Annotated in this window: 22 protein-coding genes; 8 read left to right on the top strand and 14 right to left on the bottom strand. The window is 64.9% G+C overall.

Annotated features, from left to right (window positions below; all coding sequences use genetic code 11):
• Positions 1–14 precede the first annotated feature (14 nt).
• From M9H71_RS21215 to M9H71_RS21205, 3 genes are all read left to right on the top strand, one after another.
• Positions 15–767 (top strand): glycerophosphodiester phosphodiesterase, encoded by a 753-nt coding sequence (locus tag M9H71_RS21215; RefSeq protein ID WP_455406889.1) that lies wholly within the window; start codon positions 15–17, stop codon positions 765–767.
• A gap of 86 nt (positions 768–853) precedes the next feature.
• On the top strand, positions 854–2,092 hold the full coding sequence (locus M9H71_RS21210; RefSeq protein WP_455406888.1) for a GNAT family N-acetyltransferase: 1,239 nt from the start codon (positions 854–856) through the stop codon (positions 2,090–2,092).
• A 49-nt stretch (positions 2,093–2,141) separates the two neighbouring features.
• Entirely contained in the window at positions 2,142–2,570 is a 429-nt protein-coding gene (locus M9H71_RS21205) for an HIT family protein (RefSeq protein WP_455406887.1), read from the top strand.
• Positions 2,571–2,641: 71 nt separating this feature from the next.
• Here M9H71_RS21205 and M9H71_RS21200 read toward each other — a convergent pair whose 3' ends face one another.
• Positions 2,642–3,535: an AraC family transcriptional regulator N-terminal domain-containing protein gene (locus M9H71_RS21200; protein WP_455406886.1), complete on the bottom strand. Its 894-nt coding sequence runs from the start codon at positions 3,533–3,535 to the stop codon at positions 2,642–2,644.
• A gap of 130 nt (positions 3,536–3,665) precedes the next feature.
• Between M9H71_RS21200 and M9H71_RS21195 the strand changes: the two genes are divergently transcribed.
• Positions 3,666–4,421: an SDR family oxidoreductase gene (locus M9H71_RS21195; protein WP_455406885.1), complete on the top strand. Its 756-nt coding sequence runs from the start codon at positions 3,666–3,668 to the stop codon at positions 4,419–4,421.
• Between the two features lie 145 nt (positions 4,422–4,566).
• On the opposite strand, the gene tsaA is transcribed toward M9H71_RS21195, so the two are convergent.
• From tsaA to M9H71_RS21175, 4 genes are all read right to left on the bottom strand, one after another.
• A complete protein-coding gene (gene tsaA, locus M9H71_RS21190; RefSeq protein WP_455406884.1) occupies positions 4,567–5,025 on the bottom strand; it encodes a tRNA (N6-threonylcarbamoyladenosine(37)-N6)-methyltransferase TrmO in 459 nt (152 codons plus the stop codon).
• Between the two features lie 51 nt (positions 5,026–5,076).
• Complete coding sequence (locus M9H71_RS21185) at positions 5,077–5,421, bottom strand: AzlD domain-containing protein (protein ID WP_011158687.1); 345 nt, start codon at positions 5,419–5,421, stop codon at positions 5,077–5,079.
• Complete coding sequence (locus M9H71_RS21180) at positions 5,418–6,098, bottom strand: AzlC family ABC transporter permease (RefSeq protein WP_455406900.1); 681 nt, start codon at positions 6,096–6,098, stop codon at positions 5,418–5,420. The genes M9H71_RS21185 and M9H71_RS21180 overlap by 4 nt, the downstream gene beginning before the upstream one ends.
• A 151-nt stretch (positions 6,099–6,249) precedes the next feature.
• Entirely contained in the window at positions 6,250–7,287 is a 1,038-nt protein-coding gene (locus tag M9H71_RS21175; protein ID WP_455406883.1) for a transglycosylase SLT domain-containing protein, read from the bottom strand.
• 590 nt (positions 7,288–7,877) lie between these two features.
• Here M9H71_RS21175 and M9H71_RS21170 point away from each other — a divergent pair.
• Entirely contained in the window at positions 7,878–9,773 is a 1,896-nt protein-coding gene (locus M9H71_RS21170; protein ID WP_455406882.1) for an ArnT family glycosyltransferase, read from the top strand.
• 74 nt (positions 9,774–9,847) lie between these two features.
• Here the strand turns inward: M9H71_RS21170 and clpA are convergent, their stop codons facing one another.
• Together clpA and clpS are read right to left on the bottom strand one after the other, a co-directional pair.
• Positions 9,848–12,235, bottom strand: coding sequence for an ATP-dependent Clp protease ATP-binding subunit ClpA (gene clpA / locus M9H71_RS21165; protein ID WP_455406881.1), 2,388 nt, complete (start codon positions 12,233–12,235; stop codon positions 9,848–9,850).
• A gap of 189 nt (positions 12,236–12,424) precedes the next feature.
• Entirely contained in the window at positions 12,425–12,754 is a 330-nt protein-coding gene (clpS, locus tag M9H71_RS21160) for an ATP-dependent Clp protease adapter ClpS (RefSeq protein WP_455406899.1), read from the bottom strand.
• Positions 12,755–13,224: 470 nt separating this feature from the next.
• On the opposite strand from clpS, the gene M9H71_RS21155 reads away from it, so the two are divergent.
• Positions 13,225–14,949 (top strand): pilus assembly protein TadG-related protein, encoded by a 1,725-nt coding sequence (locus tag M9H71_RS21155; RefSeq protein ID WP_455406898.1) that lies wholly within the window; start codon positions 13,225–13,227, stop codon positions 14,947–14,949.
• Between the two features lie 367 nt (positions 14,950–15,316).
• Positions 15,317–17,044 (top strand): serine hydrolase, encoded by a 1,728-nt coding sequence (locus tag M9H71_RS21150; protein ID WP_455406897.1) that lies wholly within the window; start codon positions 15,317–15,319, stop codon positions 17,042–17,044.
• Between the two features lie 235 nt (positions 17,045–17,279).
• On the opposite strand, the gene M9H71_RS21145 is transcribed toward M9H71_RS21150, so the two are convergent.
• The 3 genes from M9H71_RS21145 to M9H71_RS21135 all read right to left on the bottom strand — a co-directional run bounded on the left by M9H71_RS21145 (position 17,280) and on the right by M9H71_RS21135 (position 19,733).
• Positions 17,280–18,008, bottom strand: coding sequence for a DnaJ domain-containing protein (locus M9H71_RS21145; protein WP_455406880.1), 729 nt, complete (start codon positions 18,006–18,008; stop codon positions 17,280–17,282).
• Between the two features lie 53 nt (positions 18,009–18,061).
• Positions 18,062–18,811 carry a VWA domain-containing protein gene (locus M9H71_RS21140; protein WP_455406879.1) on the bottom strand — a complete coding sequence of 250 codons (750 nt, stop codon included), beginning with the start codon at positions 18,809–18,811 and terminating at the stop codon, positions 18,062–18,064.
• Positions 18,812–18,917: 106 nt separating this feature from the next.
• The gene (locus tag M9H71_RS21135; protein ID WP_455406878.1) at positions 18,918–19,733 is read right to left on the bottom strand and encodes an alpha/beta fold hydrolase; all 816 of its coding nucleotides are present in this window, start codon (positions 19,731–19,733) and stop codon (positions 18,918–18,920) included.
• A gap of 646 nt (positions 19,734–20,379) precedes the next feature.
• On the opposite strand from M9H71_RS21135, the gene panC reads away from it, so the two are divergent.
• Positions 20,380–21,231 (top strand): pantoate--beta-alanine ligase, encoded by an 852-nt coding sequence (panC, locus tag M9H71_RS21130; protein WP_455406877.1) that lies wholly within the window; start codon positions 20,380–20,382, stop codon positions 21,229–21,231.
• 38 nt (positions 21,232–21,269) lie between these two features.
• Here panC and M9H71_RS21125 read toward each other — a convergent pair whose 3' ends face one another.
• The 4 genes from M9H71_RS21125 to M9H71_RS21110 form a co-directional block, all read right to left on the bottom strand.
• On the bottom strand, positions 21,270–21,689 hold the full coding sequence (locus M9H71_RS21125) for a DUF1489 family protein (protein WP_455406876.1): 420 nt from the start codon (positions 21,687–21,689) through the stop codon (positions 21,270–21,272).
• Between the two features lie 36 nt (positions 21,690–21,725).
• Positions 21,726–22,772 carry a hypothetical protein gene (locus tag M9H71_RS21120; protein ID WP_455406875.1) on the bottom strand — a complete coding sequence of 349 codons (1,047 nt, stop codon included), beginning with the start codon at positions 22,770–22,772 and terminating at the stop codon, positions 21,726–21,728.
• A gap of 174 nt (positions 22,773–22,946) precedes the next feature.
• Positions 22,947–23,138, bottom strand: coding sequence for a hypothetical protein (locus M9H71_RS21115; protein WP_164606007.1), 192 nt, complete (start codon positions 23,136–23,138; stop codon positions 22,947–22,949).
• A gap of 210 nt (positions 23,139–23,348) precedes the next feature.
• Positions 23,349–24,005 (bottom strand): glutathione S-transferase family protein, encoded by a 657-nt coding sequence (locus tag M9H71_RS21110; RefSeq protein WP_455406896.1) that lies wholly within the window; start codon positions 24,003–24,005, stop codon positions 23,349–23,351.
• Positions 24,006–24,021: the final 16 nt, after the last annotated feature.

Below are 24,021 nucleotides of genomic sequence, written 5' to 3'. Positions count from 1 at the left end.
GGAGAACCTCGGCGATGCGCGCGCCCGACTGGCTGACCGCCCGACCGGTCGCGCATCGCGGCCTGCACGACCGCACCCGCGGCAACGTCGAGAACATGCCCGGCGCAATCAATGCGGCGATCGCCGGCAATTTCAACATCGAGGTGGACATCCAGCTCACCGCCGACGGCGAAGCGATGGTCCATCATGACGACGATCTCGGCCGGTTGACCGATGGCGACGGCGCCCTGCTGGGAATGACAGCGGCGCAGCTCCGACAGGTGCCGTTCAAGGATACGCCCGAGCGCATGATGTCGGTCGGCGAACTGTGCGACCTCGTCGCCGGCCGCGTGCCGCTGGTGATCGAGCTGAAGAGCCACTTCGACGGCGATCGCAAGCTTGCGCGCCGCCTACTCCAGGTGCTGGACAGCTATCAGGGACCGGTCGCGGCGATGTCGTTCGACCCCGACCAGGTGCTGGCGCTGCGTCAGCTCGCGCCGAACTTGCCGCGCGGCATCACCGCCGAGCGCCGTTACGACGACGATTATTGGGCCAAGCTCGACGCGGCGCAGCGTGACCCGATGGTGGCGCTGAAGCACGGCTTCAAGACACAGCCTCACTTCGTCGCCTACCGGATCGACGACCTCCCCGCCCCGGCGCCATGGATTGCCCGCAATCTGTTCGGCTGCGCGCTGCTGGGCTGGACAGTGCGTACGCCCGAGCAGCGGGCGCGCGCCGACCGCTACGCCGACCAGATGATCTTCGAGGGCTTTGTTCCGCAATCGTGACCGAAGCCGGTCTTGAACGAGCCGCGACAAATGCCCAATCTCTACAAAATGACAGTCACGAGCGCTCTCTCGACCGGGCCGACGGCTTGACGACATCGTCCGACATCACGCTCGAAGCGGTGTCGTCGGTGGATGCAATTGCAGCCGCCGATTGGGACGCCTGCGCGGCATCCGGCGTCACCGTTTCCGATCACAGCCGCGACGCCGGTGGCGGCAGCGCCTGCACCGTCGCGAAGGCCGCCTACAATCCGTTTCTGAGCCACGCATTCTTCGCCGCACTCGAACAGTCGCGGTCCGCATGTCCCCGCACCGGCTGGGGGCCGCGGCATCTGATCGCCCGGCAGGATGGCGCGATCATCGGGATCGTGCCTTGCTATCTGAAATCGCATTCACAGGGCGAATACGTGTTCGACCGCGGCTGGGCCGATGCCTATGAGCGCGCCGGCGGCAGCTACTATCCCAAGCTGCAGGTCTCGGTGCCGTTCACGCCTGCGACCGGGCCGCGCCTGCTGATCCGCGATAGCGCGGATCCGGTGCGCATCGGCGGCGCGCTGACAAACGGGCTGATGGCGCTGTGCGATCTCAGCAAGGCGTCGTCGGTGCACATCACCTTTGCGCGCGAGAGCGAATGGCGCTTCCTGGCCGAGCGCGGCTTCCTGCAACGCACCGATCAACAGTTTCACTGGCACAATGCCGGCTATTCCAGCTTCGACGATTTCCTCGCGACGCTGAACTCGCGCCATCGCAAGGGCATCAAGCGCGAGCGGCGCGACGCGCTCGCGAACGGCATCACCATTCATCACCTCACCGGCACCGACATCACCGAGGATGCCTGGGACGCGTTCTTCGAATTCTACATCGAGACCGGCTCGCGCAAATGGGGACGGCCCTACCTGAACAGGGAATTCTATTCCCTGATCGGCCAGAGCATGAGCCGGGACGTTCTGCTGGTGATGGCGAAACGCGCCGGCCGCTGGATCGCCGGTGCGATCAATTTCATCGGCGGCGACACGCTGTTCGGCCGGCATTGGGGGGCGATCGAGCATCACCCGTTTCTGCATTTCGAGGTGTGCTACTATCAGGCGATCGAGTTTGCGATTGCCCGCGGCCTCGCCGTGGTCGAGGCCGGTGCTCAAGGCGAGCACAAGATCGCGCGTGGCTATCTGCCGCAGACCACCTACTCCGCACACTTCATCGCCGATCCGGCACTGCGCCGCGCAATCGCCGATTATCTGAAGCGCGAGCGAATGTATGTCGACGAGATGGGCCGCGAGCTGAGCGAAGCCGGCCCCTTCAAAAAAGGTAACATCGCCGATCCGGCTTGACCCGCCCTTGCACGGCGGGGACAATCGCGCCGCCAAGCCTGGAGCAGCCATGACCGCCTACGATCCCGAGAATATCTTCGCCAAGATACTGCGCGGCGAAATCCCGTGTCACAAAATCTATGAAGACGATCACGTCTTCGCCTTTCTCGACATCATGCCGCGTTCGACCGGCCACACGCTGGTGATCCCGAAAGCACCTGCGCGCAACATTCTCGACATCACGCCCGAGGATTTCGCCCATGTGGCGCGCGGCGCGCACAAGGTCGCGCACGCGGCGATGAAGGCGTTCAAGGCCGACGGCATCGTGGTGCAGCAGTTCAGCGAGCCGGCCGCCGGCCAAGTCGTCTACCATCTGCACATGCACGTCATGCCGCGCCACGACGGGGTGCCGCTGCTCCCGCCCGCGTCGCGCAAGGAAGAAACGAGCGTGCTGGAAGACCACGCCGCGAAACTGAAGGCGGCGCTGGCTCAGATCTGACGCCCGACCATCCGCCGGCGGCCATCGCTCGCTCCGTCGGCCGTCCCGCAACGATCGGTCATTCGCAGCGACTAAGCGCCAGCGGCCATCAGCATACGCGCCTGCCGGATGTCGCGGGCGGGCGGCGCCCCGAACATGCGGCCGTATTCGCGCGTGAACTGCGGCACGCTCTCATATCCGACGCCGTAGGCAGCATCGCTGATCGCCTCGCCCTGCGCGAGCATCCGTCGCCGCGCCTCGATGAGGCGCAGCTGCTTCTGAAATTGCAGCGGCGATAGCGACGTGATGCTGCGGAAGTGCACGTGGAAGGCCGACAGGCTCATGCCAGCAGCCTCCGCCAACGCCTCGACCTTGATCGGCTCGGCATAATGACGGCGAAGGATCGCGACGGCTCGTGCGACCCGCTGGGCATGGCTGTCGGTGACACCCAGCGCGCGAATGGCACCGCCATGTCGCCCGCTCAGCAACCAATAGTGCAACTCGCGACTGAGCTGCGGCCCCAGCACCGTCAGCGTCTCGGGGCGATCCGGCAACCGCAGCAGCCGCAACGCCGCATCGGCGACCTCCGCTTCGGTCGGATCGACACGGATCGGCTGATCCGCTTCGAACGGCACGGGGCCGATCTGGCCGACCAAGTCGGCGATGATGCTGGGCTCGAGTTCGAAAACCAGCGAATAATAAGGCAAGACCCTGCTGGCGGTCGTGATCTGGCTGACCGTGGGCACGTGGGTGGTGACGAGGAGGGATTCCCCGATGCCGAAGTCGAACGTGCGACTGCCCATGGTCACGCGCTTGCTGCCTTGCAGAACCAGCGCCACCAGCGGCTTCGACACGGCATATTGCAACGTCGTCGGTGCTGTTTCGCGCAGGATCGCCAAGCCGGCCACCGGCGTTGCCGCGACACCGGTGCGATCGACATGGGCGTCGGCATAGCGACGCGCATGGTCGAGAAGTTGATCGTTCATGCGATCATCATAGGGAAAGCGGGCGACCGCCACAACGCGCCGGGAGAATTAGGCAAGTTTCACGGACAATCGCGCAACCTCATCCGGTGGACGTGACGCATAAGGCGGCCACACCAACCCGGAGGCGTCCATGACCACCATCTCTCTCGTGACCGGCGGCAGCCGCGGCCTTGGCCGTAATACCGCGATCAGCATCGCCCGCCACGGCGGCGACGTGATCCTCACCTATCACAGCGGCAAGGACAACGCGGAGGCGACCGTTGCCGAGATCGCGGCGCTGGGTCGCAAAGCGGTCGCGTTGCAGCTCGACACAGGCGACGTCTCGGCCTTCCCCGCTTTCGTGGAAGCGCTGCTCGACGCTCTGGCCGCCACCTGGGGCCGGGATACGCTCGACCACCTCGTCAACAATGCCGGCCATGGCGAGATGGCGGATTTCGCCGCCACCACCGAGCAGCAGTTCGACAAGCTGTTCGCCGTCCACGTCAGGGGCGTGTTCTTCCTGACGCAGGCCCTGCTGCCGGTGCTGGCCGACGGCGGCCGCATCATCAACTTCTCGACGGGCCTGACCCGCGTGTCGTTCCCCGGCTTCTCGGCCTATTCCGCCGCGAAGGGTGCAGTGGAAATCCTCACTGTCTACATGGCGAAGGAGCTGGGTGCGCGCGGCATCACCGCCAACACCGTGGCGCCGGGAGCGATCGAGACCGACTTCCTGGGCGGCGCGGTCCGCGACACTCCCGATTACAACACGGCTTTCGCCGGCATGACCGCGCTCGGGCGCGTCGGCCTGCCCGACGATATCGGTCCGATGGTGGCAAGCCTGCTCGGCCCGGACAACCGCTGGGTCAATGGCCAGCGCATCGAGGTGTCCGGCGGCCAGACCCTTTAACTCACGGCGATGGCTGCGGTACCCTGACGGGACGCCGGTTTCTCCTGACGACGTCGCCGATGCGGCCCGCGGCGGCCACACCATCGCCCGCGCCGCACAACAGGCAATCACGCATGCCCGCGACCGGCGCGGGCATGCCGAGGTGTTACTTCACCATCGAGTGCACGCAGCGGTCCGGCTTCAGGTCGATCAGCGGCGTGCCGTCCAGGCAATCGAGGCCGCGCACCAGCACGGTCGCGCCCTCGATCCCGACCACGGACACCGCCGAGATACCAATCGGATTCGGCCGCAGCGGCGAGCGCAGCGCGAAGGTGCCGCGCGGTCCGTCGATCCCGTGGCCGCGCTGGATCACTAGATCGCGGCGCGACAGATGCAGCCAGTACACCACCTGCGCGTGAGCGAACTTGTCCAGCCCCTGCAGCGCCTGCGTCCACGGCTCGAAGATCTCGAGCCGGCAGACCGGGCCATCGGGATTGCCCTGTCGCGGCGTCTCGCCGCGCGAGGTCCAGGGCGTGCGGATGCGACCGATGAATACCAGACCGGCATCGGTCGGCGGCGGCGCCTCGACCACCACTTCGCCTTCGCGGATTTCACCTCTATCCATCGCCATTCGCCTTCTGCTGACAGCCCGGTGTAGCGCGAAACCAAGCCGGTTTCATCGCCACCAAAGTTGGCCGATCAGCAGCACCGCCTCGCCCGCGACCACACCGGCGAAGATCGAGCGGCGCGCGGCCAGAAACACCGCAAAGCCCGCCGCCACCGATCCGTAGCGCAGCAGCGGCGACACGCTTGCCAACGCGCCCGGCGGCAGGAACAGGATCTGGGCAATCACGCCAGCCAGGATCGCAGTCGCGACCGCGCGGACCCAAATCAAAAGCTCCGAGCCTTCGTCGATGCCGCCGCCGAGCCACAGCCCGAGCATCCGCCAGACTTCGTTCGGCAACACGCCGGCGAGCACCAGCACCATCAGCGCCTGCCAATTGCCGATGAAATCGCTCACGCCCGCCTCCGCCGCCGCATCCAGTGTACGCCGTAGGCGATCGTCCCGGCCGAGACGCCGCTGATCAGCACGTCGACGCCGGTATGCAACATCGCGACCAGCGGAAACAGCGCCAGCCCCAGCACCAGCGCGACGACGTCGGCGAGTTCGCGGCAGTTGCGCGCGGTCGACAGCAGAAACGCTAGCGGCGTCAGCAGCAGGATCGCGGCGCCGAACGATTGCGGCAGGTTCGCCGCGAGCAGAAAGCCGATCACGTTGGCAACGAGACACACCGCGATCAGTCCGGTGCCGAGCCCGTTGGCGAAGGCGATGCGCCGCTCGCGCGGCACCTGCGGCAGCAGTCGGAAGCACTCCACCCACATCGTCACGGCGACGAAATGCGCCGGCAGCACGAGGTGCCGCAGCTTCGTCGTCGGCGTCCTCAGCATCGGCAGCACCGACACCACCATCGGAAACAACCGGATTGCCGACACGGTGACGGCGATCGCCGCCTGCACTGGCGTCGCGCCGGAGCCGAGCGAGGAGATCAGGATGATCTGCGCCGGGCCGGCCCACACCAGCACCGTGCTCAGCAGCACCCAGCCGAGGCTGAAATGGCTGTCGTGGGCGAGTGCGCCGATACCGATGAAGGTCGCGAACAGCACCAGCGTCAGCACCGTCCGGCCGGCTGCCATCATGCCGCGGAGATAGGCACGCAACGGGGTTTGCCATTGCGGAGATTCGAGAGACGGCGGCACGGGAGATTCCGATCGGTCGATTGCGCTCGCATAACGGGCAGGAAATCGCAGGCGGTCAAGGCCGCGCACTGCGGCTCTGATCTGCTACACGCTATCCTGGCATCCCCCGATTGCGCAGCACCAGACAGGCCTGCCCGGTCCTGCGGATCTGCTTGCACAGGTCGTCGGCCTCGCCGCGTGTGTCGGCGCCGATCCGGACCTGATAGAACGGCCGCGTGCCGCGACTGCGGAACACTGCGCTCAGCAAGGTTGGATCGCGCTCGCCGATCACTGCGCTCAACCGTGACATCGCCCGCGCGTAGCTCGCCAGCGCCCGGTTGCGACTAAAGCCGGCGGCAAGCTGTACGCCCCACGGCCGATCGGCGCCGAGCTTCACGCGTTGTTCGAGCTCGGCAACGAACGGGTTCGGCGCCCGCTTCAGCAGCGCCATCAGGGTGCGGCAGTCGGTATCGGCCTTAGCCTCCGGCAGTTTCGCGGCGCGCCCCGCTTTGGCCCAGTCGTCGACCGAGCTGCCAGTGATCGCAAACACGTAGTCCCGCGTCTGCAGCGGCATGCCGCCGGTGCCGGCCAGCCATTCCTGCACCCGGCGCGGCCCGGCGTTGTAGGCCGCTGCCGCGAGGCCGAGATTGCCGAACTGCTCGCGCAGCTCCTTCAAGAACTCAGCCGACTTCGGCAGCGCCTGGACGGGATCGAACGGATCGAGCAGCCGGCGCTCGCTGGCGGTGCCGGGCATGAACTGCGCGATGCCTTGGGCACGCTTGCCGCTCCGCGTCACCGGCCCGACGGCATCGGGCTGAAACCTGCTCTCCTGCCAGATCACTCGGGCGAAAAACTCGAGTGGCAGATCGTGCGCCTTCGCGGCGGACTCGATCATCAGACAGATCGACTCGCGGGTATCGGCTTCTCCACCCTTCTCCGCAGCAACAGTCGGCTTGTCGCCGGGTTTGGCAGAACCGGGCGCAGCCGAAGGCTTGGCCGGTTCCGCGGCAGGCGGTGGCTTGGTGGTCTCGGTTGCGGCTGGCGGCGTCCCTTGTGGTTCTGGCGGGGGCGTCTCCTCCGCACGCGCCGTGGTGAACGCCAGCAAGGTGAACGCGACAGCGACTGCGCCGTGCCAACGCGGCCGGATCATGCGCGGTCCTCCTTCACAGCCGCATTCCTTGACTCGCTCGGACAATAAACCAGCAATTCCTGGCAACGATCGGGAGCGCATGATGGTCGAAACCGATCCGAATGCCAGGGGTGCGGCAGATCGCCCTCGGCGCTCCGCCGAACTGCCCAACATCGGCTGAAGACGGCGCAGCAATACCGCAAGCCTCGTTGTCGCCTCGTCTTTCCGGCAATTGCTTGCACGACCCATTGGACTACAACGTCGGTTCGAAACGCCACGCGCGGACCGCGGCAACGATACCGCTGGTTCGGACTCGCCAAGGGACGACGACCATCAAGCGCAAGCAACCCAAACAGCGCCGGCCGAAGAAGAAGCATCACGGCAGCCAGCCGCGCCCGTCCACCGTGGCGCAAGCGCTGCCGCCTGACGATCAGGCCTCCACTTCTCCGAGCGTCGATCCGGCTCCGCGGCCCGCCTCGCCAGCGTCAGTAAAGCCTCTGTCGGCGGCTGCAGAGCCGCGCCCGGCCTCGCCGCCTGCCAAACCGCAGCCGTCGCCCAAACCGCAGCCAGGCCCCAAACCGAAGCAGCCTCCGAGCAAGACCGCGAAGCCGATGCAGTCCGGGACTGCCGCCACGCCGGCCGCCGCGCCTGCTGCAGTCTCACAGCCGGCCCCGGCGCGCGCCGGCTTCCTCCCCCTCACTTTGTTGCTCGGCGCCTGCGACAGCCTTTTCGAGATGCTGCGCAGCCGTCCGCAGAGACTGCTGCTCTGGATCCTCGGCCTGTACGGCACGCTGTGGTTCGTCAGTGCCGTCAGCTTCCCTGGGCTGCCGGCGGTCGGCTACGAGATGGCGCTGTTCGGCAGCGAGTTCCAGGGCGGCTACTGGAAGTATCCGCCGCTGGCACCCTGGCTGACAGAGCTGGCCTCGCTCGCAACCGGACGGTGGACCGGCGCGCAGCTTCTGCTGGCGCTCGGCTCCGCGCTGACGACGCTGGCGCTGCTGTGGCGCCTCGGCGCCGCGATCGTCGGCGCCAGCGGCGCAACGCTGGCGGTGGCGCTGACGATCCTCATTGGCTGCTTCGGCCCGCAAGTCACCGCCTACGATCCGGCGATCGCCAGCCTGCCCTTCGCTGTCGCCGTCGTGCTGCTGTATCGCCGCGCCGTGCTCGGGGGCGCACGGTCGAGCTGGATCGGCCTCGGCATCGCCGCTGCGCTGCTGATCGCCACCAATCACGCCGGTGCCGCGCTCGTGCTCGTGCTGCTCGGACACCTCCTGCTGACCGCAGATGGCCGCCGCCGATTGGCGACCACCGGTCCGGCGGTCGCAGCGGTTGCCTGTTTCGTGGTGCTGTTGCCCCACCTGATGTGGCTCGCGCAGGCCCACGCCGCAGCGCTGGCGCCGGAAGACGGCACCACTGCGCTGTGGCCAAGGATCAGCACCGCATTCGCCTTCGTGTTCGGCCAAATCGGACTGAGCCTCGGATTGATCGTGGTCGCAGCGCTCGCCTTGATACCGCGCGTGCCGCTGCAGGGCGAAGCGGCGGAGCTCGCGCTCGGCGCCCCGACCGCGTTCGATCGCTCGCTGCTGGTCTCGGTCGCAGTGCTGCCGTCGATTCTCGTCGCGCTCGGAAGCGTATTCGACTGGTTCATGATCGGCGCCTACACCGGCAGTGCCCTGGTGGCGTTCTCCGGCTTGGCCCTGGTGGCACTTCTGCCGGCGCGGCTTTCGATCCGGGCGCCGCGTCTCGCGATCGCCGCGTGGCTGCTGGTGCTGTTCGGGGTGCCGATCGGCTACGCCACCTCGACCTATTCGCGCGCCTATGGCAGCGGCCCGGTGCCCACCGAACTGTATCCGGCCAAGGCGCTGTCGAATGCGATGCAGTCGGTGTGGAGAAGCCGGACAGCGCGCCCGCTCGACATCGTCACCGGAAGCGCCCGCGAGGCCGGGTTTGTGGCGGCCTACGCGTCGCCGCGACCATCGGTGTTCATCGATGCCGATTTCACCAAGAGCCCCTGGATCACGGCCGACCGGCTGAAGCGCTCCGGCACCCTGGTGGTGTGGAGCACCGACGAATTCAAACGCACCGGCGAGCTGCCGGCACCGTATCGAAGTGCACTTGGCACTGCGTCCCCGGTGTTCGGCACCATGGTGCTGCCGCTCGGCGGCGGCAAGCTGAAGGCCTACGGTTGGGCGATGATCCCGCCCGACGGCGTGGTCCTGCCGCCTCCGGCCTCGGCGGTGCCGCTGGCACCAACCGTGACACCAGCGCCGACACCACCCTCGCCTGCTCCAGCGCCAATCCCACCCGGCCCGCCTGTTGCCGCTCCGGAGGCATCGCAGCCAGCTCCGCCCGAGGCCGCAAAGCCTGCCGCACCGGCCGCAACCTCGCCTGCGCAGCAGCCTGCTCTGGCTCCGGTAGCCGAGCCAGAGCAGGAAGCTCCCGCCCCGGCGCCCGTGGAGGAGCAGCCGTCTCCGGCCGGACCGTCGCCGACCCGGTCGCCGGATTAGCGCTTGATAGCTCGCCAAACGAAGAGGCCGGCGATCGCTCGCCGGCCTCGCTAATTGAGATCGTTGGTTTCAGATCAGGCCTTCTCGACCTGATCCTTGACCTTGGCCTTGCGCGACGCACCGCGCTTCTTGGCTCCGCCGGGCAGGTTCTCCGGCTTCGGAGTCACGGGACCGTCGAGGAATTCGAAGCTGATCTTCTCCAGCTCGACGCCGGCGACCGCCTCGTCCTTGACCAGCACGACCTTGACGTGGCCGCCGCCCTTGAGCTGACCGAACAGCACCTCGTCGGCCAGCGGCTTCTTGATGTGCTCCTGGATGACGCGGGCCATCGGCCGGGCGCCCATCTGTTCGTCGTAGCCGTGCTGCACCAGCCAGGCCTTGGCCTCGTCGGTCAGCTCGATGGTGACGTCGCGATCCGCAAGCTGAGCTTCGAGCTGCAGCACGAATTTCTCCACTACCATTCCGATGACGTCGGCATTGAGATGCGCGAACGACACGATCGCGTCGAGGCGGTTGCGGAATTCCGGCGCGAACTGCCGGTTGATCGCCTCGTGGTCATCGCCTTCCCGCTTGCTGCGGGTGAACCCAAACGCCTGGCGGGCCAGATCCGCGGCACCGGCGTTGGTGGTCATGATCAGGATCACGTTGCGGAAGTTGACCTGCTTGCCGTTGTGATCGGTGAGCCGGCCATGATCCATGATCTGCAGCAGCACGTTGTACAGATCCGGGTGGGCCTTCTCGATTTCGTCGAGCAGCACGACGCAATGCGGATGCTGATCGACGCCGTCGGTGAGCAGACCGCCCTGATCGAAGCCGACATAGCCGGGAGGCGCGCCGATCAGTCGCGAGACGGTGTGGCGCTCCATGTATTCCGACATGTCGAAGCGCAGCAGCTCCACACCGAGCGACGACGCGAGTTGCTTGGCGACCTCGGTCTTGCCGACGCCGGTCGGACCGGAGAACAAATAGCAGCCGATCGGCTTCTCGGGTTCGCGCAGGCCGGCACGCGCCAGCTTGATCGACGCCGACAACGATTCGATCGCCTTGTCCTGTCCGAACACCACGCGCTTCAGGGTCTGCTCGAGATGCTTCAGCACCTCGGCATCGTCCTTGGACACGCTCTTCGGCGGGATCCGCGCCATGGTCGCGACCGTGGCTTCGATCTCCTTGATGCCGATCGTCTTCTTGCGCTTGTTCTCCGACAGCAGCATCTGCGCCGCGCCGGATTCATCGATCACGTCGATCGCCTTGTCCGGCAGTTTCCGGTCATGGATGTAGCGCGACGACAGTTGAACCGCCGACTCGATCGCCTCGTTGGTGTACTTCAGCTTGTGGTAGTCCTCGAAGTAAGGCTTCAGCCCCTTCAGGATCGCGATCGCATCTTCGACCGTCGGTTCGTTGACGTCGATCTTCTGGAAGCGACGCACAAGGGCGCGGTCCTTCTCGAAGTGCTGGCGGTATTCCTTATAGGTCGTAGACCCCATGCAGCGAATGGTGCCCGAAGCCAAGGCAGGCTTGAGCAAATTCGAGGCATCCATCGCGCCGCCGGAAGTCGCACCGGCACCGATCACGGTGTGGATCTCGTCGATGAACAGGATGGCATTCGGGTGGGCTTCGAGCTCCTTCAAGACCTGCTTGAGGCGCTCTTCGAAGTCGCCGCGATAGCGCGTGCCGGCGAGCAGCGTACCCATGTCGAGCGAGAACACGGTGGCTGCGGACAGCACCTCCGGAACCTCTCCATCGACGATGCGCTTGGCGAGCCCTTCGGCGATCGCCGTCTTGCCGACGCCGGCTTCGCCGACGAACAACGGGTTGTTCTTCTGCCGGCGGCACAGCACCTGAATTGCGCGATTGATCTCGGAATTACGCCCGATCACCGGGTCGATCTTACCGTCTCGCGCCTTCTTGTTCAGATTGACGCAATAGGTTTCCAGCGCGTCGCCCTTCTTCTTGGCGTCGTCGCCGCCCTTGGTCTCGGTCTCTTCGTCGACACCGCGCACCGGACGGGCCTCCGACACGCCGGGGCGCTTGGCGATTCCGTGGCTGATGTAGTTGACCGCGTCGTAGCGCGTCATGTCCTGCTCCTGCAGGAAGTACGCGGCATGACTCTCGCGCTCGGCGAAGATCGCGACCAGCACATTGGCGCCGGTCACTTCTTCACGACCTGAGGATTGTACGTGGATCACGGCGCGCTGAATCACGCGCTGGAAGCCGGCCGTGGGCTTGGCGTCTTCGGAGCCGTCGGTGACGAGATTCTCGAACTCGGTTTCAAGATAGTTGACCAGACTGGTGCGCAGTTTGTCGAGATCGACGCTGCAGGCGCGCATGACGGCCGCAGCGTCCGAATCGTCCACCAGCGACAGCAACAGATGTTCGAGGGTTGCGTATTGGTGGTGCCGCTCGTTGGCGATGGCAAGCGCGCGATGGAGGGATTGCTCAAGGCTTTGCGAAAATGTCGGCATTGCGTCCTCTGTGTCCCCCGCTGATCATGATCGCCGCTGCTCCGTGACGCAACAACAACCTTTCCAGATATAGTGTCCAAACCTGATCACGGAAGACTGGTTCCGTATCAGCCCGTGCACCCAGCAGGTCCGGGAAAACCCGCCTCCCTTCTCCGATGCAAGACCCATTCCGACTTCAGCAGCGCGCTGCTATTTTTTCTCCATCACACATTGCAGAGGATGCTGATGCTTCCGGGCGAAATCCATCACCTGCGTCACTTTGGTCTCGGCGATCTCGTAAGTGAAAACCCCACACTCCCCGATGCCGTGATGATGGACGTGGAGCATCACCTTGGTGGCCGCCTCGACGTCCATCTGGAAGAACTTCTCCAACACGTGGACCACGAATTCCATCGGCGTGTAATCGTCGTTCAAGATCAGCACGCGATACAGATTCGGCCGTTTGGTGCGCGGCTTGGTCTTGGTGATGACCGAGGTCGACGGCGTATTCGGGCCGGAGCGCCCGCCGTCCCCGGCCATCAGGATGGGCCGGGTCGTCGGATCGCCAGCAGCGCCGGCAAAATCGTGGCTCAGAGTCGGTTGCAGCATGGCTTTCGGTATTTGAACCCCCAGGGAACTTCCCAGACACCGGAACCGCGACCCGCGGTCAAGCCGCAAAGCGCCGGCGACGCGCACGGCGCAGCGGCTCCCGGCACGACGCGGCGGCGGAATACGGTAAATATGGGTCGAGTGCGGTTTTGCTGCAAGCAGGGAGATTCCGGAGGCTCTCCAGGGCCAGAAGCCCTGCAGAGACTTGCCGCCAGAGATTGAGGTTAACGGCAGGTTGTGCCGTTGCCGCAAATGCGGATGCCTTCGTTCAGGCGCCGTCAATCATGCGCACCGCTCCTCCGGCATTTGTGGCGCAGTTTAGCGAGTTTGGGCACATGATTTTACGGGCCGTTTATCCATAGCGACCGATCCTGCCGACAGAATCAGGATCGGTGACCGCCATGTCTATTGCTTCTCTCGTCTTGCCATTGATGCGCGAAGCCCGTCGCTTCCGACGGGACCGCGGCGGCAACATCGCGGTCATCTTCGCCATCGCCTTGCTGCCCCTGCTGGGATTCGTCGGCGCGGCGGTGGACTATTCGCGCGCCAGCCGAGCACGATCCGCCATGCAAACCGCCCTCGACTCCGCGGCCTTGATGGTCTCGAAAGATTACTCACAGGGCGCTATCAAGGAAACAGATATCACAACCACCGCTCAGAAGTATTTCGACTCGCTGTACAAGAACAGCGACGGAATTTCGGTGCAGGTGACAGCGACTTACACCCCCAACACCGGGAAGGGATCGACTATCAAGCTCGACGCATCGAGCGCCATCAAAGCAGAGTTCATGAAGGTGGCTGGCATATCCAAGATGCAGCTCGGCACATCCTCGACCACCACGTGGGGCAGCACGCGATTGCGCGTCGCGCTGGTCCTGGACACGACCGGCTCCATGAGCTCCGCTGGTAAAATAGACGCGCTCAAGACCGCCACCAAAAGCCTCCTCGGACAGTTGAGGGATGCCGCAAGCAAGCCTGAAGACGTTTATGTATCGATCATTCCGTTCGCAAAGAATGTGAATCTCGACAGTAGCAACTATAACGCCGACTGGATCGATTGGACGGATTGGCAGGCCGAACCGGCGATCCTTGATCCAACCAAGGGAGGCCGAAAACCCAGCAACTGGGCTAGCATTGGACCGGGCTCTAGTTGCCCTTTCACAGACGGCTATTGGGGCGAGCATGGCTTCACATGCACAAACATCGCAGCGACTCTGCCAGGGGCAAGATCGGCAAATCAGATTCCTTCGAGCGGCCTGATTTGTCCGAGCAAGGATAGCGGCAACAAGAACAGGCTCAAGAATGGCTTGTACTACAATGGCTGTTACAACAGCATTCCGACTGAGACCAAAGTCACCGTTGCGAGCTGTTGGGGTGTTCCGAACTGCACTTGCACGAGCGGCAGAAATCCCACCTGCACCAAGACAACAACCGGCGCTCCCTATACTCACGTTTGGCGCCCGACCGGCGTTGACGACGCAACCCCCGCCAAATCGACCTGGAACGGTTGCGTAGCCGACCGCGGCACCTATTCGTCGCCCAGCAATGACTACGACCGCAAGGTAATAGCGCCAATCGCAGGCGTGCCAGAAAGCCAATTTCCTGCGGAGCAAACGTCTTACTGCACCCCAGTCGTGACTGCGCTGAACTCCAACTGGGCGAACATGACCACTGCGGTAGACGGCCTTTACCCTCTAGGCGGCACCAACCAGCCCATCGGGTTGGTGTGGGGCTGGCAATCGCTGGTCGGCGGAGGGCCGTTCCCGACGCCCCCCACGAAAGACCCGAACTATACGTATCAGGACATCATCGTGCTGATGTCCGATGGACTGAACACCATTGATCGCTGGTACGGCGATGGTTCCACCCCTAGCCCGGACGTCGACCAGCGGATGTACAAGTCGGAAACTGTCGGCACCTGCGCAAACATCAAGGCTGCAGACGTCAAGATCTTCACCGTCCACGTCAATACCGATGGGGGCCCGGCATCGACGTTGCTAAGAAACTGCGCCAGCCCCTCGGACACCGGTGAGAAGGAGTTCCAGATTGTGACGTCAGCTTCGGGGATCCAGACCGCATTCGACAGCATCGGCACCAAACTCACCAAGCTGCGGCTTGCCTACTAAGGTCTTGCTTTTCTGCTCCGCGCGGCGTCGCAATCGCGGTTCCCGCCAGTGTGTTCAGCATGACACTCGCAAGATTTCCATTGCGAGATCGCACTTCTGACGCAAACCGATTGACCCAAATTGCCCGGTTTCGTGCAATCCTTGCTTAACCTTTTCGAAACCGCCCGCTCCTAACCTCATCTCCTAAACATTCGCGCTCGCCGAAGAAAAGCCGCGTCAATTCAGCCGCTTACCCAGTTCATCGGGCGCAGCCGCTGGTGCCGGGCAAGCGGGTGATTCCAACGCTGGACTGACATGTCGCCGGGGCGGACGGGCATAATTTTGCCTCACGGACCGGTGAATGATGACAAATCGGACGGGGACGTTCATGCACCGCAATACTTTATTCCGCTCGCGGGCCCTGCGAGTTTGCGTGCTCGGCTTGGCCACGATCTCCGCTGCGGTGATCTTCACGACCGATGCAGCCGATGCCCGGCGGCGCCACAAGCACCACTCCCGCCACCACGTCGAGCGGAACGCCTATAATCCCGCCTTTGCGTCGATCATCGTCGATGGCAATTCCGGCGCGGTTCTGACCGCGACCAATCCGGACAGCCTGCGCCACCCGGCCTCGCTCACCAAAATTATGACGCTCTACCTGCTGTTCGAGAAGCTCGAACAGGGCAAGCTCAGCCTCGACAGCGAGATGGAAGTGTCGGAGCACGCGTCCGAGCAGGCGCCGACCAAGCTGGGCCTGCGTCCCGGTTCGACGCTGCGGGTCGAGGACGCGATCAAGGGCCTGGTGACGCGTTCGGCCAACGACGCCGCCGTCGTGATCGCCGAGACGGTGGGCGGCAGCGAGAGCGACTTCGCCAAGATGATGACGCGCAAGGCGCGCGCGCTCGGCATGTCCCGCACCGTGTATCGTAACGCGTCCGGCCTGCCCAACGACGAACAGGTCACGACTGCCCGCGATCAGTCGATCCTCGGCCGCGCCATTCAGGATCGCTTCCCCCGCTATTATCGCTACTTCTCGACCAGCGTGTTCACCTATCGCGGTCAGGCCATCCGGAACCACAACCGACTGCTCGGCAACGTCGAAGGCGTCGACGGGATCAAGACCGGCTATACGCGCGCTTCGGGCTTCAACCTCGTCACCTCGATGCACCGCGGCAATCGCTTCCTGGTCGGCGTCGTGCTCGGTGGTCGCAGCGGCGGCTCGCGCGACGCCATCATGCGCAATCTGCTCGCGGAAAATCTGGAGAAGGGCGCGACGCGCCGCACCGTCGCAGCCATCACCGAGCGGTCGTCGGGTTCGGACGAGACCGAAGTGGCCGAAAACAGCCGCTCGGCTCCCGCGGTGCAGGTCCAGGGCGCCGTTCAGGTCGCATCCGCGGCTCCCGAAGCCGTGCTCCCGACGCCGCGCCCCGCGGTGCCGCTCACGCGATCGGCCGCTGCGCCGGAACCGAAGCCGGAGCCCGGCCCCTTCAACAGCGGTAGCATCGAAACCAAGCCGCTGGTGATCATCCCCGGCTCGGCCGAACCGATGAAGCCGGTGCGGGTCAAGACGGTGCAGGTCAAGTCCGCTCCGATCAAGCTCGCCTCTGCGGTCGCAGCTCCTCCGGTCACCAGCGCCATTCCGCCGGCCCGCCGCGATCCGGCCGAGACCTCGAACGCCGCGATCGCCCGGGTGGAAGCCCGGCAGGAAGCGATCCAGCAGCCCGCCGGGCACGGCACGGGGCAAGGATTGCTCGGCGTACTCCCCGCCTCCAGCATGCCGTCGAAGAACTCTCAGGCTCTGGCCTACGCCGCCGAGCCAGCGACCGCTCCCACCGTGCAGCAGCAAGGTGCGATCAAGACGGTGTCCCATACCGGCTGGATCATTCAGGTCGGCGCAATGGAAAGCGAGCCTGAAGCGCGCAAGCGGCTCGAGGCAGCGCGCGAACGCGCCAGCGGCTTGCTCGGCAAGGCCGATCCGTTCACCGAGACCGTGACGACCAGGGGTGATCGCAAGCTCTACCGCGCACGCTTCGCCGGGCTCGAGCGCGATGAAGCCGAAGCGGTGTGCCGCAAGCTGAAGCGCTCCGACATCTCCTGCTTCACCATCAAGAACTGACCGCATCCGCAGCGGCGTACAGACCGAACGCGACCGGGCCGTCCCGGTCGCGTTTTGCGTTTCTGGCTGCGGCTCGTTCGCCGCCGCGGCCACGCACACGCTGGGCGGGAAACCACTCGTCAATCATTAATCGATAAAAGTCGAGACAAGGGCCACGCCGAAATGGCGGGCATGGGGCGTCACGACGGATTTCAGGGCACTCGCGGTCTGTAGCGTTTAGTTGCGTTGCTGGAGTTTAGCTGCGATGCGTTCGAAGCAAGGTATCCTTGGCCGCGTTTACGCGGGCGGCAAGGTACGTCGACCCCCCTTGGTCGGGATGCAATTTCTTCATGAGGGTGCGGTGGGCGCGTCCGATCTCGTCCGGCCCCGCCCCCGGCTGCAGGCCAAGGATCTCATAGGCTTCCTCGGTCGTCATTTTGCTGCCCGACGCTTGGCTACGCTGCCCCCCTGCCGCATCTCCATGCGCGTTCTGACGCCAAGCGGGAAACCGGCGGTCCAGATAGCTTTCAAGTAGCGCACAGCTCTCGGCATCAAAGCCGGCCAGCATCGCGGCGAGCTGGCCGAGGTCGAATTCGTCGAGCGAACGGCCGGCATTCGGGCCCGCCAGGATCCGGCCGGTCATCGTGCCGCTGTCGTGATCCAGCACCATTTCCAGATAGTGCGAGCGCACCGTCGAGGCTTGCCCGCGCGACCTTGCGCCGCCGCCCCCGAACAGTCGGCCGAAATTGCCGAAGCCGGCATTCTGCAGCGGCGTCCAGCCCAACAGCCCAGCGCCGAACAGGCCGAGCGGGATCGCGACAGCCAGTTCGCCTTTGGCGCCGGTAAACAGCGCCGCCGCGAGGGTGACGATCCCGCCGGCAATCTTCAGAGCGCGCGCCAGCACCGCAGGGTTCGCCGAGCGGAACATCTGCAGCAGCGTGTAAATGACGAAAACGGCGATGGCGCCGGCAATCAACGTAGGCATGATCGGAATATAGGGCGATCATGCCAAAAAAGCACGACGCCGCACTCTTCTCGCTACCGCATCTGCCCGAGCAGCAGTGCCGCGCCGCCGCCGCTTGCGGCCAGCCGCTGCAGCGCCTCGCGCCCGCCTGCCGCATAAGCGGCGGCTGCACGTAAAAGCTCACGGAGCTGCGCCGCTGCCCCCGGATCGAACCGGCACCAGGCGCCGCCGCTGAGCCGTGCGATTTCGCGGAAGGCCTGCTCGGCGACGGGATCGACTCCCTCCTGGAACACGAACACAGGGACCTTGAGCATCCCGAGCTCGCCGGCCTTGGCGCAGAGATCGTCCGCAGCCTCTTCCATCGCATCGCCGACGAATACCACCGCACGCACCCCGGCGCTGACCGCTTCGCGGCGCGCATCGGACAGAACCCGGCCAATCTGGGTGTGACCACCGCGGCAGTCGATCTTGCCCATCAGCCGCGCCAATTCGGCGCCGGAGGAAATCCACCCCGACGCCCTGCATTCGTTGAACCCACGATAATAGACAAGCCGGATGTCCAAGCTGCCGATCGCCTCAGCTTCGCGAAACATATCGGCCTGGAGCGCACACGCCATATCCCAAGTCGGTTGCCGGCTCATGGTGGCGTCGAGCGCGAACACCAGACGGCCACGCGCCTGGGCGCCTCCTGGCGCCATCGCGCGCGCCTTGGCGACGAACGCTGCGATTTCATCCGACGACGACGAGGCCGCAGGCATGCGCTCAGTCGTCTGCGGCGTCTGCTGGGACGGATCGATTGAAGATCGGGTTGGATCGCGGGGCATCTCACTCGCTCGGCTCGGCGAGTCCTATGTGGCGATGGCCGGATCGGCGGTCAATGCGGCAGCAGCCCGTCCCGCACCACCCCGCTGCAGCGACGGTCGCGAAGACCTACTTCGCCGCGGCCACCCTGCTCGTTCGCTGAACAGACGAGCCCGGAGCTTTATCGTCGAGAAACCTGTCGAGCGACGCTGCGATCGCGTTCTTGACCACCTCGGGCCCGCGATCGCTCATCTCGGTATGCTGGAAGCCGGTTTTGACGACAGTGATACCGGCCTTGTCGCAAACGTCCTGTGCGGGAATGACGCCCGGATCGGTCTTGAAAACCGGATCCTGCGAGCGGAACGTCAGCGTCTTGAACCGGCCGTCGATCATGAACGGCACCCGCAGATTATCTAGCGTCACCACACGTCTGATCCGTTCGGGGTGAAGCTGCGCGTAGTACATCGAAATGTCGCCGCCGTTGGAATGACCGACCATCGTCAGATGCTGATAATCAGCGTTCGGGACGACGGCCTTCAACTGAGCGATTGCGAACTCGATGTTGGCGACTCCTTTCTCGTAAACCGGCAGCCGCCCGACATAGGGCTCGCCCACCTTGGTGACCAGCGGCGCGTCCGAGGGCAGATCGTGCTGGATGCTGACCGCGAGATAACCGCGCACCGCGAATAGATTGGCGAGGAACGAGTACTCCGTGAACTTCACGGTATTGCCGTGGTTGAGAACAGCGACCGGGAGCTCGGCCAGTCCGGCTTCGGCCTGCATCTCTTTGTCGCGACGAACCGCGATCGCGATCTCGACGGGCCGCTGCCGTGACGCATCGAAGAACGTCAACGTCTGGTGGCGGATCGCCCACTTCGAGGCGGTCAAGTATCCGACCGCCGATACGACGCACAGCACGAGCAGAACTGTGATTCCGCGAGTCATCATTCATCCCGCGTCGATCAGCGGCCCACGCCCAGGACGACCGACGACACGACTATAAATCACAGCCACATGACAGAAAGATCAAAGATTAGCAGATTACCGCCCCGTCATTGTGCAACTGCACAAGGCCCCATCAACGCGTGTCGGCAGCTATTCCGACCGATTGCAAACGCTCGCCATTTCTCCGGAATGTCCCCACCGCGCAACAGCGGGCTGTTGGCTGCGTTCCGATTGTGATCCTCGAGGCGGTCCGTGCGCGAGGTAGCAGAACGCCACTACGATACGCAGGACCACCGTCGTTTCTCGGAGGCATTTCTTGTCACCGAGCACGACGACGTCGCAGAGCCCCAGGCAGTTTGCGGCGAGATCGATCAGCACCGACTTGCCTCTCGGCCGAGGTTTGAAATCGGCAATCTCGGGGAAGAACAAATTGCGTCAGACGGACAGCGGAGAACCCAGCCGCTTCACGCTCCATGATGAATCCGCTGCATGCCGGGTAGCTGCAATCAGACTCAGCCGCCGCTGCCAAAGGCAGGTTCGCAGCCGACGGTCCATGTGGCGGTCAGAGACAGGGCTTGATAAGATCGGATTCCTTCCCGCCGCCGCCTGGTGCGGCTTGTCTCCGCTGACCGCGATCGAGCCTTCGATGTCCCGTCCTCCCGTTGTCGCCCGCACCCTCCCTGCCCTTCGCCGCGCGCTCGCAGAGCTGCGCCGGCGCAACGCCAGCGTGGCGCTGGTTCCGACCATGGGGGCGCTGCACGACGGCCATCTGTCGTTGGTCCGGCTGGCGAAGCGCCGCGCCGACAAGGTGGTGGTCTCGGTCTTCGTCAACCCGACCCAATTCGCGCCGCACGAGGACTTCGGCTCCTATCCGCGAACCTTCAAGGCCGACGCGTCCAAGCTCGCCGCGGAGGATGTCGACCTGATTTGGAATCCCGACGTCAAGGTGATGTACCCGGAAGGCTTCGCCTCCAAGATCTCGACCGAAGGCCCCGCCGTCGCCGGCCTCGAAGACCGTTTCCGCCCGCACTTCTTCGGCGGCGTCGCCACGGTGGTCGGCAAGCTGTTCATTCAGTGCCGGCCGGACGTCGCGATTTTCGGCTCGAAGGACTTCCAGCAGCTCCGCGTGGTGACGCGGATGGCCTCCGACCTCGATATGGGCGTGAAGGTGGTCGGCGCACCGACCGTGCGCGAGCGCGACGGCCTCGCGATGTCGTCGCGCAACGTCTATCTGTCGCCGGAAGAACGCGCGGTGGCGCCGACGCTGTACCGAGCGATGAAGGATGTCGCCAAACGGGCGCGAGCGGGCAAGAGCATCGCGTCCTCGCTTGCCGCGGGAGCCGAGCAGATTACTGCGGCGGGCTTCGTGCTCGATTATCTTGAAGCCCGTCACGCGGAATCGCTGGCGCCGATCAAGTCGCTCAAGGACGGCCCGGTCCGGCTGCTGGTCGCCGCCAAGCTCGGCAAGACACGGCTGATCGACAACATCGCGGTCTGAGCCGCCAAGCGTCCTCGCCAATCGTCCGGTGATTGCGCCTACAGCAGGCCAAGCTCGCGCAGCTCGCGGCGCATCGCCTCCGGCATCGCCGCGATCCCCTCGGCGGCTCTGCCGAGATCCGGCGGCGCGTCGGCTGCGTTGAGATAGCGCCAGCCCTGGAACGGCCGCATCGGCCGCGGGCTGACCGGGTGCACTTCCGGCTCAAGCACCAGCCGGCATCGGCTGATGCCCTCACCGTCGCGAAACGGCTCGATCGCAATCAGTTTCTCGCGCGCCGCGATCTCGCCGCGGATCACCCAATACAGCGAGCCGCCGTCGAGCAGCTCGGCGTCGCGCTTCGGCACCATGCGGGTGATGTGGATGTGCTGCCCAGTCCGCTTGACGCGCTCTGCAACGCGCTCGGTCAAATCCTTCACCGACTCGCAGCCGACCGCGAGCTTGATGAGATGCAGTGCCATCGCTTTGGAACACCCTGACGCGGCGAATGCCGCCTTTCAGTTATCCGGGTTGACGGCTTGTGGCGCAAGCTGCACCGGCGGCGCCGGCTTCGGCCTGGGAGGCGCTGGCGGTCGCTTGGCCGCCGCTGAAGGCGCTGCTTCATTGCTGCTGTGGGCTGCAGGCGAATGCGTGGCAGCTGGCGGCTTCTTGGCGCTGGCGGAGGGATTGGCCTTGGCGTTGGCCGCGCCGTTATGGGCTGCCGGAGCGGCCGGCTTTGCCGAAGCGGCGGCGCCCTGTCCCGGCTCAGGGGCCATGATGCTGACCGCAGGAATCGAGGCCGATGTCGGGAAGTCGATGTCGGTCGGCTTGCCGCTCGGCGCCTCGGTGACGCCCGCCACGCCCGGTGGCGGCGGCGTCTGCGTCGAAGCAGCGCTGCCGACGCCTGCCGCTGCCGGCGTGCCCCAGCTCGGGGCGTAGCGGGTCAAGGTATTTTCGTAGAGATGATCTGCCATGTTCGCCACGATCCGAGTGCTGTCGCTGAGCGAACGGAAGGCAGGGCATTCGCTGGCCTGACAACGGTCCTGCGACGCCAGCACATAGGCGATCAAGCCGTAGCGATCGCGCTCGACGGCGCGGCGCAGCCGGTTCAGCTCCGGCGCCGTCCGCCTGTCCGCAACGGCGGCGTCGCCGAGCGCGGTCAGCCGCGCCACCTGGGCCGAAGCGTAGGACACCGCCGCCGCGACCGCTTCCGGCGAACTGAAAAGCGCCCGCTCGCAGGCCGACAGCACCATGTCACCGGCGAGGTCATCGATGCACGCCAGCGCCGGCATTGCCGTCACATTCGGCATCTTCTCATCGGCCGCAACTGGAGCCGCACCGCCGAAGACGCTTCCAGGCGTCCGATACAGAACATAGCCGGTCAACCCGATCGCGCCGAGCGTGATGACCACTAGCGCGCCATTGGCGACCGACTTGTCGGCGCGAAGCAGCGCGATCACAATCAACAAAGCGACGAAAGCCGCGACGACCACGGTAGCCAGCATCGGAAAATTCGGTGAATGCAAAATACGGTCGAACGACGCCGACCAAGCAGCCCAATCCATGCGCGTTGTCCCCTAAACGCCTGTCCGGCGACTCAACACCGACTTTACGACCAAAATAGGCGCAAGGCTTGACGAAGCGCGTCCGAGATCGCTGTCCCGGCCCCGGAAGGGCGTCAGGACAGCGATGATGATCTCAGAGGCTGTTATGTCGTTGGAAGAAAGACGATGCGCGGCTCAGCAGACGCTGAGCTGGCTCTCCTTGGCGACTCGTTCGAACGCCTCGGAGATATTCTTGATACGGTACTGACAATCAGACCCGTCGGTCGGGAGCAGCCGGATGATTTCGTACATGCCGCTGGCTGCCGGACGGGCAACGTTGCTGGCGGTAAAATAGACGGATTCACCTACCACGAACTTGTGCTTCAACGCTCAACTCCTGCGCCATTTGAATACCGATCTATCCCTTGTGGCCGGGTGTGACCGGTTCCCCTAGCCCCGCGCGCTTATAGCACGGGAGGGGCTTCTCTGGCCAGTGCTTCACGCATGGCTGGCGCCCCAATTTTGCTGATTTTTCAGCGATCTAGGCGCAAATCACGAGGTGTTTGCAGAGATTGGGAATGAATCCCCTGCTGCGGCTCAGCCGACCTCGAACTTGTCGATGATCCAACTTTCGGCGAGCGCCGCCTGAGTCCACTCCTGGAACGCCGGCAGCGCCATCATCACCTGCATGTAGCCTTGGACGATCGGATCGACCTCGACCGCATAGGTACGAAACCGATGCACGACCGGAGCGAACATCGCGTCGACCGCGGTGAAGCGGCCAAACAGGTAGGGCCCGAACATGCCGTAGCGGTGGCGACAGTCGATCCAGATCTGCTGCACCCGGGCGATGTCGGCGCGCGCGGCATCCGAGAGCGGCTTGGCACCGACCGGCCGATGGATATTCATGCCGCACTCGCTGCGGAGCGCAGCGAAGCCCGAGTGCATCTCCGCCGACACCGACCGCGCATGAGCCCGTGCAGCGACGTCGTCTGGCCAGAGCTGGGCTTTGGGAAAGCGCTCGGCGGCGTATTCGATGATCGCCAGAGAATCCCAGATGGTGACGTCACCATCGACCAGCACAGGCACCTTGCCGGCTGCCGTGAAGGCGAGGATGCGCCGCTTGTCGGCATCGCCCGTATAGAGCGGGATCACGACTTCGTCGAACGCAATGCCGGCGGCCTTCAGCGCGATCCAGGGCCGCATCGACCACGACGAGTAGTTCTTGTTGCCGATCACCAGCGTCCGCGCCATAGCCGAAAACTCCTTC

The organism is Rhodopseudomonas parapalustris, from assembly GCF_053772255.1.
Note: the sequence above shows the minus strand (reverse complement) of the source record. Positions and strands in the feature narration are given on the sequence as shown.